At 69.4% G+C, this 17,311-nt stretch carries 16 protein-coding genes; 6 read left to right on the forward strand and 10 right to left on the reverse strand.

What is annotated here, in order from left to right:
- Positions 1–16 precede the first annotated feature (16 nt).
- The 6 genes from B8W67_RS11020 (at position 17) to B8W67_RS11045 (ending at position 6,175) form a co-directional block, all read left to right on the forward strand.
- Positions 17–1,000 carry an MCE family protein gene (locus B8W67_RS11020; protein WP_234806724.1) on the forward strand — a complete coding sequence of 328 codons (984 nt, stop codon included), beginning with the start codon at positions 17–19 and terminating at the stop codon, positions 998–1,000.
- Positions 997–2,112, forward strand: a complete 1,116-nt coding sequence (locus B8W67_RS11025) for an MCE family protein (protein ID WP_085304000.1) — start codon at positions 997–999, stop codon at positions 2,110–2,112. Before B8W67_RS11020 ends, B8W67_RS11025 begins: the two co-directional genes overlap by 4 nt.
- A 73-nt stretch (positions 2,113–2,185) precedes the next feature.
- Positions 2,186–3,379, forward strand: a complete 1,194-nt coding sequence (locus B8W67_RS11030; protein WP_234806725.1) for an MlaD family protein — start codon at positions 2,186–2,188, stop codon at positions 3,377–3,379.
- Positions 3,376–4,626 carry an MlaD family protein gene (locus B8W67_RS11035; protein WP_085304002.1) on the forward strand — a complete coding sequence of 417 codons (1,251 nt, stop codon included), beginning with the start codon at positions 3,376–3,378 and terminating at the stop codon, positions 4,624–4,626. Before B8W67_RS11030 ends, B8W67_RS11035 begins: the two co-directional genes overlap by 4 nt.
- Positions 4,627–4,659: 33 nt before the next feature.
- A complete protein-coding gene (locus B8W67_RS11040) occupies positions 4,660–5,349 on the forward strand; it encodes an Rv1363c family protein (protein ID WP_084228989.1) in 690 nt (229 codons plus the stop codon).
- A gap of 40 nt (positions 5,350–5,389) precedes the next feature.
- Complete coding sequence (locus B8W67_RS11045; RefSeq protein WP_069393241.1) at positions 5,390–6,175, forward strand: mannan-binding protein; 786 nt, start codon at positions 5,390–5,392, stop codon at positions 6,173–6,175.
- 43 nt (positions 6,176–6,218) lie between these two features.
- On the opposite strand, the gene B8W67_RS11050 is transcribed toward B8W67_RS11045, so the two are convergent.
- From B8W67_RS11050 to B8W67_RS11095, 10 genes are read right to left on the reverse strand one after another with little or no spacing between them, the layout of a single operon-like run.
- Entirely contained in the window at positions 6,219–6,899 is a 681-nt protein-coding gene (locus B8W67_RS11050) for a mammalian cell entry protein (protein WP_234793975.1), read from the reverse strand.
- Positions 6,896–7,486, reverse strand: a complete 591-nt coding sequence (locus B8W67_RS11055) for a hypothetical protein (protein WP_085304003.1) — start codon at positions 7,484–7,486, stop codon at positions 6,896–6,898. The genes B8W67_RS11050 and B8W67_RS11055 overlap by 4 nt, the downstream gene beginning before the upstream one ends.
- Positions 7,483–8,496 carry an RDD family protein gene (locus B8W67_RS11060; protein ID WP_085304005.1) on the reverse strand — a complete coding sequence of 338 codons (1,014 nt, stop codon included), beginning with the start codon at positions 8,494–8,496 and terminating at the stop codon, positions 7,483–7,485. The genes B8W67_RS11055 and B8W67_RS11060 overlap by 4 nt, the downstream gene beginning before the upstream one ends.
- On the reverse strand, positions 8,493–9,167 hold the full coding sequence (locus tag B8W67_RS11065; protein WP_085304006.1) for a hypothetical protein: 675 nt from the start codon (positions 9,165–9,167) through the stop codon (positions 8,493–8,495). The genes B8W67_RS11060 and B8W67_RS11065 overlap by 4 nt, the downstream gene beginning before the upstream one ends.
- A complete protein-coding gene (locus B8W67_RS11070; protein ID WP_085304047.1) occupies positions 9,137–10,714 on the reverse strand; it encodes an MCE family protein in 1,578 nt (525 codons plus the stop codon). The genes B8W67_RS11065 and B8W67_RS11070 overlap by 31 nt, the downstream gene beginning before the upstream one ends.
- Positions 10,715–10,721: 7 nt before the next feature.
- On the reverse strand, positions 10,722–11,888 hold the full coding sequence (locus B8W67_RS11075) for an MCE family protein (RefSeq protein WP_085304007.1): 1,167 nt from the start codon (positions 11,886–11,888) through the stop codon (positions 10,722–10,724).
- Entirely contained in the window at positions 11,885–13,492 is a 1,608-nt protein-coding gene (locus B8W67_RS11080) for a virulence factor Mce family protein (RefSeq protein WP_085304008.1), read from the reverse strand. Before B8W67_RS11080 ends, B8W67_RS11075 begins: the two co-directional genes overlap by 4 nt.
- A complete protein-coding gene (locus B8W67_RS11085; RefSeq protein ID WP_085304009.1) occupies positions 13,489–15,033 on the reverse strand; it encodes a virulence factor Mce family protein in 1,545 nt (514 codons plus the stop codon). The genes B8W67_RS11080 and B8W67_RS11085 overlap by 4 nt, the downstream gene beginning before the upstream one ends.
- Positions 15,030–16,070: a virulence factor Mce family protein gene (locus B8W67_RS11090; protein WP_085304010.1), complete on the reverse strand. Its 1,041-nt coding sequence runs from the start codon at positions 16,068–16,070 to the stop codon at positions 15,030–15,032. The genes B8W67_RS11085 and B8W67_RS11090 overlap by 4 nt, the downstream gene beginning before the upstream one ends.
- Positions 16,067–17,311, reverse strand: coding sequence for an MCE family protein (locus tag B8W67_RS11095; RefSeq protein WP_085304011.1), 1,245 nt, complete (start codon positions 17,309–17,311; stop codon positions 16,067–16,069). Before B8W67_RS11095 ends, B8W67_RS11090 begins: the two co-directional genes overlap by 4 nt.

The raw sequence follows: 17,311 nt of genomic DNA on the forward strand, positions 1-17,311 counted from the left end.
GGAGTACAACACCACGATGCTCGGCGTGATCGCCCTGGCGGTGGTGGTGGTGCTGGTGGCCGCGCTGCTCTTCGTCAAGCTGCTCGGGTTCGGCTACACCCACTACACCGCCGAGTTCGCCCAGGCCGCCTCGCTGCGCCCGGGCAACCCGATCACGATCGCCGGGATCGAGGTGGGCACCGTGTCGAGCATGAAGCTGGCCGGCGACCACGTCGAGGCCGGGCTGACGGTGCGCGACGACGTGGCGCTGGGCCGCGACACCAAGGCGGTCATCAAGGTGATGACGATCCTGGGGTCGCGGTATCTGGAGCTGGTGCCCGCCGGCGACGGCACGGTGCCGCACCAGACCCTCGACCTCGAGCACACCGAGGTGCCCTACGACCTGCAGTCGCTGCTCGAGGACGCCACCACCACCTTCGAGAAGGTCGACTCCGACCAGTTCGCCGACTCCCTGGGGGTGCTGGCCCACCAGCTCGACGGGCTGCCCGCGGTGCTGCCCCAGGCGATGGAGAACCTGCACACGCTGTCGAAGATCACCGGGGACCGCCGTGACCAGCTCGGCGTGCTGCTCAAGAGCACCCAGCGGGTCGCCAACACGCTGCGCTCCCAACAGTTCGCGATGGGCAAGCTGCTCGACCAGGGCCAGGACCTCATCGGCGAGTTCGTGGTGCGCCAGGCCACCTTCCATTCGATGATGAACGCGCTGACCAACCTGGTGGCCACCCTCGACGACCTGGTGGTCAACAACCGGCCGATGCTCGACGAGACGATCCAGAACCTGCGGGAGCTCTCCGGGATGCTCGCCGACCACGACGATCTGTTCCGCAACATCCTGCAGGTCGCGCCGGCCCCGATCCGGGGGCTGGCCAACGCCACCGGCAACGGCCCGTCGGTGGACTTCTTCGTGCCCAACGGCCTGCTGGTCGACTCGTGGATGTGCGCCATCAGCGGCCGCGCCAAGCAATTCCAGATGATCGAGTACTACAAGGACTGCAAATGAACCGCGGCAGGGCACGGGTCGTCGCGCTGATCACCGGCATCGCGGTGGTGGCGGCGGTGGCGCTGTTCGCGGTGGGCTCCTACATCTACAAGAAGCTCGACACGATCACCGTCACCGCCTACTTCGACAGCGCCGCCGGGCTCTACGAGGACAACGTGGTCGCGGTGGTGGGCATGCCGGTCGGCAAGGTGACCAAGATCGTGCCGCACGGCGACACCGTCGAGGTGCAGTTCACCATCGACAAGAAGGTGAAGGTGCCCGCCGACGTCAGCGCGGTGACCATCACCACCTCGATCCTCACCGACCGGCAGATCGAGCTGACCCCGCCGTACCGGGGCGGTCCGACGTTGAAGAACCACGACAACATTCCGCAGTTCCGCACCCACACCCCGGTCGCCTTCGACCGGGTGCTCGACATGCTCAACAAGATCTCCGAGTCGCTCTCCGGCGACGGAAAGGGCGGCGGCCCGGTCGGCGATCTGATCAACGCGGCCAACGACACCCTCGACGGCAACGGCGAGAGCATCAAGGCCGCGCTCGGGGAGCTGTCGCGCACCCTGAAGCTGTCCTCCGAAGGCGGGGTGCAGACCCGCGATCAGCTGACCACGATCATCACCGATCTGAGCTCGCTGATGGAGGCGACGTCACGCAACGACGGCAAGCTGCGCGAGTTCGGATCGACCATCCGCCAGCTCTCCGCGATGCTCAACGACGAGGCCCTGGGCACCGGCGACACCGGGCGCAAGATCAACCAGATCGTCGAGCAGGCCACCCTGCTCATCGACGCCAACCGCGACAACATCCGCAACGCCGTGCAGAACGGCGACACCGCGGTCGGATCGCTCGTCGACCACCAGCGCGAGGTCGCCGAGCTGCTCGACGTGCTGCCGATGACGATGGAGAACATGTACAACATCGTCGACCGGGACAACGGCGCGATCCGCATCCACGCGCTGGTCGACAAGATCCTCGCCGACTCCCAGTCGGCCAAGGAGATCTGCAACCTGATGCATCTGCGTCAGCTGGGCTGCAGCACCGGCACGCTGCAGGACTACGGGCCCGACTTCGGTCTGACCTACATTCTCGACGGACTCTCGATGATGGGGCAATGACGTGAGCGCGCATCCTCTCCCCCGCCGCAGTGACCACGCCGGCCGCTGGCGCCGTGGCGTCGGCGCGGCGGCCATCGCCGCCGCCACGCTGCTCAGCTCCGGCTGCGGGGTCGGCCTCGGCAGCCTGCCGCTGCCCGCGCCCGGGATGGCCGGCGGCGGCTACGAGCTGACCGCGGTGTTCGAGAACGCCTTGAACCTGCCGGCGCGGGCGAAGGTGAAGCTCGGCGGCGCCGACGTCGGCGAGTTGGAGTCGATGGTCGCCCGCAACTACACCGCGGTGACCACGCTGCGCATCATGGACGGCGTCGAGGTCCCGGTGGGCAGCACCGCCGAGCTGCGCTCGGCCACCCCGCTGGGCGACGTGTTCGTCGCGATCAACCAGCCCACCCCGCCCGACCCGGACGCCCCGCTGCTGCGCGACGGCGACACCATCGAGAACACCGCCGCGGCGGCCACGGTGGAATCGGTGCTGGCCTCGGCGGCGCTGATGGTCAACGGCGGCACCATCCGCAACTTCACCAATATCGTCAACGGCGCGGGTGAGGCCACCGGCGACCAGGGTCAGGCGCTGGGCAGCCTGATCAACAAGTCCAATGAGCTGTTGGCCAAACTCAACGCCCGCTCCGGCGACATCGACGCCGCGTTGACCTCCACCGCCGAGTTGGCTGACCGCCTCGACGAGAAGAACGAGAAGCTCACCGAGGTCCTCGACGCGGCCGGCCCCGCCACCGACGTGCTCGCCGACAACACCGAGCAGCTGACCAACGTGGTGCTCGAGGTCGGTGCGGTCACCGACCAGTTGAACAAGTTCCCGTCGATCAACGGCACCGACGAGTCCGGCCGCAGCGTCATCAAGGACGCCAACACCGTGGCCGCCGCCTGGAACGATGTCGCCCTGGACCCCGACACCCGCCTGGCCGCGCTCAACCGGCTGGTGCCCCCGCTGGTGAAGTCCACCGCGGGCACGGCGATCTCGTTGCGGGTCAGCATCGACCGGCTGATCTTCGGTTCGATGCCCGACGCCGGGTTCAAAGGCGACGTGGCCGCGCACGGCCCGAAGCGCTACGACTGGGCGAAGATGGTCGGGGCGATCAAATACGTGCTGTGGCGGCTGCAGGAACGGGTCGTCGGCAAGGGGCCGCAGGCCGCGATGGGCCAGGAGCAGCTGGTGCCGGTCGGCCCGCCGGCGCCGCCGCAGCCGGCCGAGCAGTCCCCCACCCCGCCGGGCCCGCCGCCCGGGCCGCCGGCCGGGGAGGAGCCACGATGATCGACACCCTCAGCCGCGGCGTCGTCTCGGTCGTGCGCGCCGGGCACCGCAAGAAGACCTGGCTGTCGGGGCTCGCACTCGGGTTGACGTTCGTGGTGGCGGTCGCCTACCTGCTGGTGGGGGCGCTGCGGGTCAACCCGTTCAAGTCCACCTATCACGTCACCGTCGAACTGGCCGACTCCGGTGGCCTGCTCGACAACCAGGACGTGGCCGTGCGCGGGGTGCCGGTCGGGCGGGTGGAATCGATCGCTCTGACCCCCGTCGGGGTCAACGCCCTGGTCAACATCGAATCGGGGGTGAAGATCCCGCTGAACTCCCCGGTGCGGGTCTCGGGGCTGTCCCCGGCCGGCGAGCAGTACATCGATTTCATCCCCGACACCACCGAGGGGCCGTTCCTCAAAAACGGCGACGTGGTAGGCAAGGAGCAGACCGAGACACCCGAACCGCTCTACGCGATGCTCACCCACGCCGACGGGCTGCTCGCCCAGGTCGACCCGGCGAAACTGGAGGTCATCAAGGCCGAGCTGAGCCTGACCAAGGAGGGCCCGCAGAAACTCACCGACATCATCGACGGCGGCAGCTTCCTGCTCTCCACCCTCAACGGGGTGCTGCCGGAGACGGTGAGCCTGCTCAAATCCAGCCGGGTCACCCTGGAGTTGCTGGCCGACAAGAACGCGGGTCTGGCGGCGACCAGCGCCAACCTGAGCAACGTGCTCGACGGCGTCAACAAGATGGACGGCGGCTACCGCACCCTGGTCGACCGCGGCCCCGCGCTGCTGTCGGCGGTGGACGGCCTGTTCGACGACAACTCCGACACGATGGTGGGGTTGTTGGCGAACCTGACCACCACGTCGCGCCTGCTGTATGTGCGGACCCCCGCGATCAACGCCCTGTTCCCCGACTACCGCGGCTCCACCCTGGAGGCGCTGGGCTCCGCGATGCACGACAAGGGGCTGTGGGCGACCGCTGATATCTACCCGCGCTATGCCTGCGATTACGGCACCCCGCGGCGGCCCGGCACGGCGGCGGACTACCCGGAGCCGTTCCTCTACGGCTACTGCGCCGACACCGACCCGGAGCTGCTGATCCGCGGCGCCAAGAACGCGCCCCGTCCGGCCGGCGACGACACCGCCGGCGCGCCGCCGGGAGCCGACCTGACGAAGACGGCCGATCCGACACCGCGGGGCCGGTTCTCCATCCCGACCCCGTACGGTGGACCGACCCTGCCGATCGAACCGCCGAGCTGATCGGCGTGCCGCAGCAGCGAAGGAGACCGCAGCGTGGCTGAGCAGCCCGACCCGACCGCCCCCGAGGACACCCCCGAGGACACCGCCGAGAACACCGAGGTGGCTGAGACCGCTGAGGACGCTGAGCCCGCCGAGGACGCTGAGCCCGCCGAGGACGCTGAGGCCATCTCGGCGGCGCGCACCACCGCGGCCGGCGCCCCGGCGACGGTGTTCTCCAGGGCCGCGGCGGCGGCGCGCTCCCGCCCGGCGCAGTCGTGGCTTCGGGTCGCGGTGGCCGCCGCGGTGTTCGTCGGGGCGTTCGCCCTCGCCGGGGGGCTGGGCTACCAGCTGTGGCGCCAGCACGTGGTGACCCGTGCCGGTGAACAGGCCGAGCAGACCGCGGTCGACTACGCCGCGGTATTGACCAGCATCAGCTCCGAGCACGTCGACGAGAACTTCACCACGATCCTCAACGGCGCCACCGGGGAGTTCAAGGACATGTACGCCGAGGCCTCGATGGATCTGCGTGACGTGCTGTTGGAGACCGATTCCGGCGCCGAGAGCGCGGTGATCGATTCGGCCATCCAGTCCGCGTCCGCCGATCAGGTGGTGCTGCTGTTGATGGTCGACCAGAAGGTGACCAACAGCCAGATGGAGGAGCCCCGCACCGACAGCCTGCGGATGAAGATGACCATGGACAACATCGACGGCCGGTGGCTGGCCAGCAAGGTCGAACTGCCATGAGCCGAGCCAACCCGGGTAGACGACGGTAGGAGACCGTGACATGTGGATGACCCGATTTGTGGTGAGTGCGGCGCTGGCGGTGGGCACCCTGGTGGCCGCCCCGTCGGCCGCGGCGTCGGCGCCGTCGTTCTGCGAGGATCTCGGCGGCTCGTTCGACGGGCACTTCTGCAACACCGAAGTGCACTCGGAACGCAACGCCACCCGCTACATCCACATGGCGGTGCCCGGCGACCTCATCGAGCACCCGACCGCCGGCCCGCCGATCCGCGACTATCTGACCAAACTGTTCACCAACTGGCGCTCCAAGGGCGCCTCGATGGTGCAGGACAGCTTCGGCAACGAGAACTACGAGATCTTCCAGCACGGTAACGCGTTGAGCGCAGTGTTCCACGAGGACTACCACGCCGATGGACCGTGGATCAACAACGCCTACAAGACGTTCACCTTCGACATGGCCCAAGGCCGGCAGTTGCAGCTGCCCGATGTGTTCAAGGACGGGGTCGACCCGTATGCGGAGATCCCGGTGCTGGGCAACCAGTACATCGTCGAGGCGCTGGACCGGGCGTTTTGGGAGCACTCCCCCGGCAGCTATCCCTTCACCCCGGACCGGTGGACACCGGACAAGGCGTTCTCCGGCGGCTACCGGTCGTGGGCGTTGACCCCCACCGAGCTGATCCTGTACATGCCCGACTACCCGGTCGGCCACGATTCGCCGGTCCAGTACGACCAGCTGCAGCAGTGGTCGATGGACGGCGGCAACGTGCAGGCCCACATCCCGCTGTCGGCGTTGGCCGCGATCCTGCGCCCGGAGTACGGCGGCGCCTGAGTCCCGCCGCCCGCAACTGCTTCAGAATCGCTTCAGAACTGCTTCAGAACTGCGGGGTGAGGCTGAAGTTGGTGATCGGCTCCAGCCGGGCCACCCGCCAGCGGTTGGCGTCGCGACGCAACGTCACCACATAGGAGCGGTACTGCAACCCGGGGATGTCCTTGGTCTGCGGGCTCGACCAGGTGGTGTTGGTGTAGACCAGGGCGCGGGCGTCGTCACCGTTGACGGTGTCGACCGCCACCCCCACCACCTCGCTGTCCAGGCTGATCTCGGCCTGCCGGTAGCGCACGGCGATCGCCTCGATGTCCTTGCGGTACTGGGCGGCCAGGTCACCGGTGAGGTAGTCGGCCACCCGGTCGGGCAGGGTGCCGATGTCCTCGGGGGTGTAGGTCCACAGGGTGGTGATCGCGGTGGTCGCCGCGCGCGCCACCTGCAGTCGGGTGGTCACCGCCGCCCGGTCGGCGAGATACGGCTGCACCGCCGCCCCGGCCCAGGCGCCGGCACCGATGACGGCCGCGACCGCCAGCCCCAACGCCGCGGCGCTCACCCGCGCGCGACGCCGCCCGGCCGGCCGGTCCGGTTCGGTGGGCTCGGCGTCGGTCGGCTCGCTGTCGGCAGAATCGGTGTCGGTCGGCTCGGCCTGCCCCTCGGTCTCACCCTCGCTCTGAGCCTCGCTCTGATCCTCGGTCTCGGCGGCGGGCGCGGTGGACTCGTCGTCGCTCACGCCACCGGGCTCAGGTTGCTGATCTTCCACCGGTCCCCCTCCTGTCGCAGTGTCTCCAGGACCCGTTCCGTCGGTTCGGCCACCGTGTTGCCGTCCTCATCCTTGATCGCCCGGCGCACCACCACCAGCACATCGGCGCTGCCGTCGTCGTTCCACCGTTCCAGCCCGGCGGCCAGCACCGTCGCCTCGATCTGCGGGCCCTTGGCGACCTGGATCAAGATGGCATTCTGCTCCTGCTCCCACCACTGGCCGAACTCACCGGTGACCTGCGCGGTCATCCGGTCCACGTAGCGGTTGGCGCCGAACTCGCCGGTCGGGTCCGGGGACATGAACTCCACGGTGAACGAGCGCGCCACATCGAGCACCGCGGCTTCCTGGGTGGTGGTGCGGTGATGCCGTTCGTGCGGGATCACGATCGCCACCCCGGCGGCCAGCGCCGCCACCATGAGCAGGGCGGCGGCCACCCCGGCGGCCACCAGCCCGCGGTCGCGGGGCCGGCGTGCCGCCGCTGCCGACGCATCGGCGGCTTCGCCGGCGTCGAACGCCGGCACCGGGTGCGCCCCGGTGACCCGGCGCCGGGGGCTCACGGGCCGTCCTTGTCGGGCGGTGGCGGCGCCTCCGGGCGGCTGTTGGGGAAGATCGTGGCCCCGTCGATGAGCCACCGTCCGGCGTCACGCACGAACTGCACCTGCGCGGTCGCGGTGCTGATCCACACCGCGGGCGGCTCGCCGATCTCCCCCCGCAGATAGATCAGCATGCTGGCCTTCTGCGGCGAGGCCGACAGCACCGCGCTGTTGGGCACGATATAGGTGTGCCGGGCCGGGTTCTCCCGGGCCTGCTGCTGCGCGGCGTCGAGTTCGTCGCGATAGGCCGGTGTGGTCAAGCCGGCGGCCCGGGCGAAATCCTCATCGAGGGTGTCGGGGCTGTAGCTGAGCAGATCCACCATGAGCTGCGGGCCCGCCCGGCTGATCTCGGCGCGCGCCTGCTCGACGGCGTTCTCCTGGCGGTACACCAGCAGATAGCTGGTGGCCGCGGTGGCCACGCACAGCCCGGAGGCCACCGCCAGCACGATCAGCACCGCCCGCCGCGGCGCGGGTGGGCGCGGCACCACCGGGTGCACCCGGGTGGCGGTGAGCAGGTCGGCGACGGTGCGCCCGTCACCGTCCCACAGTGGCCAGAACCACCCCACCGGCAGCGGCAGGGTGTCGAGCAGATGGGCGAGTTCGCGCGCCAGCAGCCGGCCCGGCCCGACCGGGGCGCCGCCGGGGCCGGTCACCCGCACCCCGACCAGCCGGCGGCCCAGGGTCCAGCCGGTGACCGCCGCGACGAGCACCCGCTGACCGGACACCGCGAGCACACTCACCCCGAGCACGCCCAGCCAGATCCACCACCACGGCCCGGGCCCCGGCGTGGTGAGCCACGCCAGCGCCGCGCAGCCGGCGACCCCCAGCCCGACGAGCGCGTCGACGGCGAACGCGGTGGCCCGGGCCGACCAGGGGGCCACCGCCGCGATCGGGGTGCCGGTCGGCTCCGGGGCGCCGGAATCGAGGTCGACCGCCGCGGTGGTCGTGATCTCCGCGGTCCCGGTGGTGCTCACTGGGAGACCTGGGCGACGTCGGCGACCTTGTACTGACCGTTGTCGGGGGCCATGTTGACCCGCAGCCGGTAGTTCACCTGCTGATTGGTCGAGGACACGAACACCTTGAACGCGGCGAGCACATCGATCGACCCGTTGTCGTGGTGGCGCTCGACCGCGGTGTGCATGTCGCGCATCTCCACGTGCACGTTGCCGGTGGCGTACGCCTCGGCGGCCACGCTGATCCACAGCGGCGCCTGCGCCAGGAACGCGCCGGTGGCGCATTCGAGGACCTTGCGCTGATTGGCGTCCATGGTGGCCGGGTCCGGGGCGTGGATGGCCAGCAGACAATCCTCGGCGGCCGACATCGCGGCGAGGTCGGCGGCGGTGGCGGCCTCATTCTGCTGATGGGCCCGGTACGCCAGATAGCCGCCGGCACCCACCGCGGCGGCGACCAGCACCAGCACCACGCCGATACCGGCCAGCCAGCGCCCACGCAGGCGCGACGGCGGTGCCGCGCTCACCGCGGCGGATTCGGCGTCCTCGGTCTCCGCGGACGTGCCGGTCTCCGCGGGCGTGTCGTTCTCCGCGGGCGTGCCGGTGTCCTCGGCGAGACCAGCGTCCTCGGGGGCACCGGAGTCGGCGGCGGCATCGGTGGGGGTCAACTGACCGGGGCCAGCATCTCCTTCCATCCGTCGTCTCCTGTGTCGGTCGAGTTGTCGATGTGATATCTCACCCCGTCGGGTCCGACCAGCTCACCGCTGGACGGGGTGTAGACCGCGGCGGCCGGCGCGGCACTGGGGGTGTACACACACGGGTTGGGCTGCTGCCCGTTGCACTGCACGGTACCCGATCCGGGCCGGGTCACCGGGTCGTTGATGACGCTGCTCTTGCCGCCCGGCGACGCCGGCGGGGGCAGCTTGTCGGCCGGCGCCGGGTTCATCCCGTTGTTCACCGACGGCGCCGGGATCACCCGGCCCGGGTCGACGGGCTGGTCGCAGCGGGCGCCGGGGGCCGGGCAGTTGCGGTACTGCTCGGGGTCGCCGTACCACGGGTTGGTGCCCAGCGGCTCGTACGGCTCGTCGCTGCGGCACTCCTTAGGGGTGGCGGCACGCTTCTCGGGCACGTCGGCGCACGGGATGTTGCGCGCCCCGCGCACCACGTTGGCGGGGGTGTCCTTGGGGATCTTGCAGTACAGCCCCGACGGCGCCGGTTCGGAACTGGTGTCCGCCGGGGGGCGCCACTCGGAGGCCGGCAGGAAACCGGTCATGCACGGCGGCGGCTGGTTGATCGTCAGTCCCAGGTCCAGCAGTGCGCGGGCCTCGTTCTCATAGGGTGCGGTCACCGCCTGCGCCGAGGCCGCCTCCTGCGGGAACGCCACCAGCATCGCCTCCACATAGGGCCGGTACCGCTTGAGGATGTCCAGCACGATCGCGGTGTTGGCCAGGGTCTGCGGCAACGTGTCGCGCATCCCGCCCATCACCTCGTTGAGCTGGTCGGCCGACGTCGCCGCCTGCGGCAGCAGCCGGCGCAGTGCGGCATCCTTCTGCGCCGACTGGGTGGCGAGCACATTGAGGTTCGTCGCCCAGCGCTCGATGGCGTCACCGGAGTCGACCTGGCTGTCGAGGATCGGCCCGACGTTGTCGACGATGTCGTTGATGTCGGCGATGTTGGTCTGGAAATCCCCGGCGATCGCCTGGGTGGAGTCGACGAGCCGTTGCAGCGCCGGGCCGAGCCCGCCGACCGCCACCGCGGTCTCGTCGAGCAACTCGCCGACCTTCTCCTTGGGCAGCGCGGCCAGCATCCGGTTGGCCTCGTCGAGGATCGGCCCGATCGGCGCGGGCACCGTCGTATCGGTGATGACCGCGTTCTCGGCGAGCAGTTTGTCGGTGGTGCCGGCCGAGACCAGGTCCAGGTACTGCTCGCCGACCGCGGACACCGAATGCACGTGGGCGGAGGCGTCGGCCGGGATCTTGTATTTGCTGTCGAGGCGCAGGGTGGCCACCGCGCCCTCCTCGGTGGGTTCCACCGAGGTGACCTTGCCGACCGTGATGCCCTGGTAGGTGACGTTGGAGGTGGCGTACAGCCCGCCCGAGGAGGGCAGCTCGGCGGTCAGCGTGTACTGGCCGATCCCCATCAGGCTGGGGATCCGCAGGTAGTACCAGCCCAGCGCCAGGAACGCCGCCAGCGTGATCACCGCGAACAGCACCAGTTGGCGTTTGATGAACGGGGTCAACAGCATCGCTTTAGTCCTCCGCCCGCTCGATCAGGGGTCCGCCCTCGGCGCTGAGCGGGTTCGGCGTGAACCGCACGTCCGGGCGCATCGTCGCCGGGTCGCGGCCCCAGGACTGTTCCAGCGCGCGCAGCATCCCGGAGAGCCCGGTGCCGGAGAGGATCGCGTTGTCGACGGTGCTCAACGTCATGTCCACCATCAGCGACACGTTGATGTAGTCACCGCGGATCGCGATCGGCACCCCGTTGATCTCGAACGGCAGGGTCACCATCAGATCCAGCGCCCCGGAGAGATACGGCGATCCGCGGCCCAGTTGTTTGAGCGGACGCTGCAGCAACTCCAGGTCCTTGCCGAGCGGTCCGCGCGCGGCACTCAACGTCTCGTCGGCCGCCCCGGAGAACCGGCCCACCGCGTCGATCGCGTTGGTGAACAGTTCCCGCTGATCGGCGTAGTGGTTGATCAACGGCGGCACCTCCACCAGCAACCGGTCGAGGGTGTCGTTGCGCCCGGCGACGTAGCTGAACAGCCGGTTGGTCGCGTCGATGGCGTGGGTGATGTCGTCGCGCTGATCGTTGAGTTCGCGGGTGAACGTGTCGAGTTTGCCCAAGAAGTCGTGGATCGCCTCGGCGCGCCCGTCGAGCAGGTAGGTCAGCTCGTTGGAGAGCACCTCGAGGTTGGGCACCCCGCCGCCGCGCAGAATCAACGCGAGGCTCGCCAGGGTGCGTTCCATGTTCGGGTAGGCCGACGCCCGCTCCAGCGGAATCAGGTCGCCGTCACCGAGTCGCTCCGGGGACGGGTCGGCCGGCACGGCCAACTCCACGTGCTGGGAGCCCAGCAGGCTGGTCTGACCGATCTTGGCGGTGACGTTACGCGGCAGCACCACATCCTTGTCCAGGCCCAACGTGAGCGTGGCGACCCAGTTCTTCAGCTCGATCTTGCGGACCGTGCCCACGTGCACGTCGGCGACCAGCACCCGGCTGTTGCCGTTGAGCGCCAACGTGTTGGGCACCTGCACCTCCACGGTGTAGGAGCCGGGTCCGCTGCCGGGCCCGCCCGGCAGGCTGACGTTGGCGATGCCGCGCCAGCCGCAGGAGCTGAGCATCAGCGCCGCGGCCAGCAGCGCGACCAGTTGGACCACCCGGCGGGCCGGACGGCGGCGGCGGTCGACGGTGGCGATCACGGTGCGGCTCCTGGGATCTCTCCGCGCGGGACCCCGCCGGGACCGGGCCCGGTCATCGGGGACGGCACCTGCGCCGCCGGCGGCGGCATTCCGGGGCTGACCTCCGGGGGACCGGCCGGGATCGGGCCGGGCTGCGGGTACCACGGCGGCGGCAGCGGGCTGTGCTGATCGTAGGCGTCCGGCGGGCCGGCCATGTTCTGCCCGCCGGTGGGCGGGATGATGTTGGGCCCGCCCATCAACTCGGCCAGCGACTCCGGGGTGAGCAGGTTCGCGGTGGCCGGTTGCACCTGCACGCCCTGCATGCCCGGCGCGACGACCCAGCCGGGCTCGCTGTTGCGGTGCGACCACATGGTGTCCGGGGAGAAGATGCCCGGCACTGTGGTGTCCTTGTAGCCCGGCGGCGGGCGCAGCCGCTCCTCGGAGTAGGCGACCATCTTCGGCAGCGTCGCCGCCGAGGAGAACAGGTTCATCCCGAACGGCGGGAAGTTGAACTTGATCGCGTCGAGGATCGGCGCCAGGTACTGCGCGCACAGCTCGGCGGACTCCTGGTAGCCCAGCCGGCTGCCGGCCTGGATCGAGCTGCAGATGAACGCCATCGGGTTGGCGAAGTTGGTGATCACCGGCACCTGCACGATCGCACCGTTGACCGGGTGGTAGATGCCGTTGAGGTTGCCCTGCAGCGACGGGTAGACCATCAGGCTGGTCTCGAACCCGTCCAGCGGTTCGGGCTGCACCAATTCGGTGGTGACGTTGTAGAGGTTCTGCACGTCGTGGGTGAGCACTTCGCTGTTCTCGTCGAGGAACCCGCGCAGCGTCGGCAGCAGCTCATCGACCTGCTCGATGGCGTTGGCCAGTTCCTGATCGGAGTTGCTCAGGTTGGTGGTGAACTGGGCGAGGTTGTTGTTCAACGCCACGAACTGCTGGTCGCTGTGGTGCAGGGCGTTGACGAACAGCGCCAGGCTGCGCACCACCGCGAAGAAGTCGCCGCGGCCCTCGTTGAGTGCGGTCAGCGCCGTCGACAGGCTGTTGAGACTGCGGTTGATCTGTTCGCCCTTGCCGGCCAGTCCGTCGGCCAGCGATTCGATGACGTCGCCGATCGGCCCCTTGTCGTCGGGGTCGTCGGGGTCGGGACCGAATCCGGTGTCGCGATCGAGGATCTTCGACAGCTCGCCGCGCAGCGCGTCCCACTCCACCGGCACCTCGGTGCGCTCGATCGGGATGACCGCCTTGTCGGCCAGGGTGGGACCGCCGGTGTAGGCGGGGGTCAGCTGGATCTCGCGGGAGGCGACCAGGGTCGGGTTGAGGATGACCGCGGAGACCTCGGCGGGCACCTTGAATTTGGTCTTGTAGTGGAACGTCACCTTCATCTGGTCCCCGGCGGGTTCGATCTTGTCGATCGAGCCGACCGGCACCCCCATGATCTGCACGGTGTCACCCGGGTACAGCGCGTTGGTCTGGGTGAAGTAGGCGACCACGGTGTGCGAGGTGAGTTTGCGGTACAGCTGCAGACCGGCCAGCGCGGCCACCAACGCCACTACCAGCACCACCACCGCGATCACCAGCGACCGGCGGGGGTTGTCACGCAAGTTGGTCAGGGTGCTCACTGGTCGCTACCCCCCATCCCGTGCGGAGTGATGAACGGCGCCGGCAGTTGCGGGCCCGGTCCCGGCGGGGCGGGCGGGGCGTTCACCGGCGGTGGCGGCGGCGCCGGCGGCGGGTACGGCCCGGCGGCCGGCCCGACCGGTTCGGTGCGCGCCCCCGGCGGGGCCTCCGGCAGCGGCACCGGGGTGCCCGGCACGTTCGGTGGGGTCTCCCCGGGCAGCCCGGCGATCGGCATGCCCGGGCCCGGCGGCGGGCCGGTGGGGTCCATCGGCAGGTTCACCACGTCGGGACCCGGGTAGCCGCCGGGCACCGGGCCGTAGGGGCCCTGGTTGAGCCCGGCGCACGGCAGCGGGTTGTTGGGGCGGGGCAGCGCGTCGGCGGTCGGGGTGTAGGAGCACGGCGAGCCGGGCACCACCGCCGGACCCGGGTGGTCCGGGGTGCCCTCCAACAGTTCCGGCGCCGGCGGCGGGGCGCCGTTGGGGAACCGGGTGCCGTTGGGGTCGGGCCACTGGAATTCGGGTAGCCCCGCACCGCGCCAGAAGTTCTCCGGGTCGATGCCGCGTTTCTTAAACGCCGCGTCGACGAACGGTTGCAGCACCTGGTAGGGCAGCAGGTTGACGATCATCACCTTGAAGTAGGGCCCGGACGCGATCGCCTCGTTGAGCGCGCCGAGGAACTTCGCCGCGTTGATGAACGACTGCGCCAGGTCGCCGCGGCGCTCGTTGAGCAGGTCGGTGAGCACGCGCAACTGTTCGAGCAGGTGGTTGAAGTTGGGGTTGTCGTCGATGAACCCCTGCACCTGCTGGGAGACGGCGGTGACGTTGACCAGCAGCGTGTCGATCGCCCGGCCGCGCTGGTTGAACGCCGCCAGCAGGGTCTGGGCGTTGACCAGCAGGTCGTTGATCTGTTCGCTGCGGTTGCCCAGCACCCCGGCGATCTTGTTGGCCTGGGCCAGCAGGTGGGTGATCTGGTCGTCGCGTTTGCCGATGGTGTCGGAGAAGTCGGCGACCCCGTCGAGTGCGGCGCTCAGGTGCGGGTGGGTCTCGTCGATGGTGTCGGCGAGCACCCGCAGCGACTCCCGTACGGCGTTGATGTCCCAGTTGGCGGCGTTTCTGGTGATGTCGGAGTAGGCGTCGTAGATCTGATACGGGGTGGTGCTCTGCGCCAGCGGCAGGGTGGCGCCGGGGCGCAGCGTGGTGGCCCCGCGCGGCTCCACCTCGAGCACCTTTCTCCCCAGGATGGTGTCGGTGCGGATCCGCAGCCGACTCTCGGTGCCGATCGTGTTGCTGCCCAGGGAGAACTTCATCACCACGTGGTCGCCGTCGATCTCGATGCCCTGCACCTTGCCGACGTCGAACCCGGCGATGCGCACCTTGTCGCCGGTGTTGATCCCGCCGGTGTCGGTGAACTGGCCGTAGTAGCTGGGCCGGGCCAACAGCATCGGCACGCTGGTCATGCTCTGCCCGAACAGCACCACCAGCACGGTGACGATGATGCCCAGCAGGCCGAGGCGGGACCGGTTGGGCGGTTCGAGGGTTCTCATTTCGGCGTGCACCTCCCCGACGGCTGCTGGGTGAGCCGGACGGTGCGCACCGGACCGCCGGGCTGCAGGCCGTTGAGCTTCAACGAGATGTCACAGAGATAGAAGTTGAAGAAGTCCCCGTAGATCCCGCCGGAGCGCCCGATCAGGTTGAGGTTCTCCGGGAAGTCGTGCATCTGCTTGTCCAGCCGGTCACGCTGCTCCACCAGCGGGCCGGTCACGGTCTCCAGGTGGCCCAGGTCGGTCTGCAGGGCGGGACGGTTGTCGGCGAGCAGCCCGGCCAGGGTGCCCGCGGCGTTGCTGATGTTGACGGTGCCCTCGGCCAGCGGATCGGCCTGGTCGTTGAGCCCGGTGATCAGCTCCTCGAAGTCGTTGACGGTCTGGTCGAACTCCTTCTGGTGGCGCACCGTGGTGTCGAGCACCGTGTTGAGGTTGGTGATCACCTCGCCGATCGCGCGGTCCCGCTCGGCGAGATGCGCGGTGAGCTGCGCGGTCTGGTCGAGGATGTCGTTGATGGTGCCCCCCTGCCCCTGGAACACGGTGACGATCGAGGTGGCGATGGTGTTCACCTTCTCCGGGTCCAGCGACTTCAGCAGCGGCTTGAACCCGCCGATCAGCGCGTCGAGGTCCAGCGCGGGGGTGGTGCGCGAGGCGGGGATGAACCCGCCGGGCGCCAGGATCCGCTCGGAGCCCTCCCCGTCGCCGCGCTCCAACTCCAGGTAGCGGTTCCCGATCAGGTCCAGATAGCGGATGCTGGCGGTCGTCGACTGGTACAGCGGCACCGACCGGTCGACGTCGAAGTCGACGACGGCGCGTTTCCCGCCGTCGACGAGCCGGATGTCCTTCACCTTGCCGATCTCCACGCCGGAGGCCCGGACGAACTGGCCGTTGCGCAGCCCGGAGACGTTGTCGAACTCCGCGGAGTAGCGCTGGGTGCGGTCGAAGCGCACCTGCCCGAACACCACGACGATCATCGCGCTGAACACCAGCAGCACCACCGCGACGATGCCGAGTTTGACCGCAGTACCAGTGATTCTCATGGGTTGATCGTGTTCTCCCCGTACTGGCGTCCCCACACGTACTCGGTGAACATCGGCTGGCCGAGCTCGAAGTGGTTGTAGGGCGCGAGGCTGGCCCCGGAGTCGACCACCAGCGTCGGCGCCGGCCACAGATCCTTGGTGATCGGCTGCCAGCAGCCCGGCGCCCCGCCCGGCCCGCCGCGGGCGTTCAGCCGCGGCAGGTTGTCCGGATAGATGTAGGGGTTGGGCGCCCCGATGATCGTGGTGGAAGTCCGCAGCGAATACCCGTTGTGCCCACCGAAGGTGGCGTTGACCTTCGGGGCCACATCGTGGAAGTTGCGCAGCATGCAGAAGAACTCGGGGCTGTAGGTGTCCAACAGCCGCGCGGTGATGCCCAGGTCCTCGGCCCCGCGCACCAGGTACGGCCCGCCGCGGTTGACGATGTCCTCACCGGTGTTGCCGAACCCGACCGCCGAGAGCAGCGCGGCGTCGACGTCGCTCTCGTGTTCGCGCAGGGTCGCCACCGTGGTCAACGCGTTGGTCAGCGCGTCCCACAGTTCCGGGGAGGCGTCGGCGTAGACGTCGGCGGTGGTGGCCAGCGCCTGCAGGTCGTGGCGGAACTGCGGCATCCGCGGGTTGACGTCGTCGAAGATGTCGTTGGCGTTGACCAGCGCGGCACCGAACTTGTCGCCGAGGCCGGTCAGCGCCTCCGCGGCCGCGCTCAGCGTCAGGTTCAGCTTCACCGGGTCGATCTTCTCCGACAGGTCCATGATCGTCTCGAAGACCGTGTTGATCTCGGTGGTGACCGAGCGCGCGTCGATCACATGCGCCGGGGTGATCCGCTCCGGGCTGGGATCCTCGGCTTTCGGCACCGTCAGCGACACGTATTTGTTGCCGAACACCGTGGTGGCCAGGATGTTGCCCTCGACGTTCGCCGGGATCACCCGCAGGTATTTCGGCCGCACGTCCAGCACGAACCGGGCCGCCGACGTCCCGTCCTCCTGCACCTCGGAGATGCTGGCCACCTTGCCGATCTGCACTCCGTTGTAGGTGACCGGGGCGCCGGGGTCCATCACCAGTCCGGCGCGCGCGGACAGCATCGTCAGCGAGGTGGTGGGGGTGAACCCGCCGCGGAACTGCACGTAGACCAGCCCGGTGATCACCGCGATCGTGGTCAGGAACACCACCGCGGCCACCTTGTAGGGCGGAACCCGGGGTTCGTTGAGCGGTTTGAGCGCCTTCGACGCGACAGGATGGTTCAT

The sequence above is a fragment of the Mycolicibacillus koreensis genome (assembly GCF_002104795.1).
GTDB lineage: Bacteria > Actinomycetota > Actinomycetes > Mycobacteriales > Mycobacteriaceae > Mycobacterium > Mycobacterium koreense.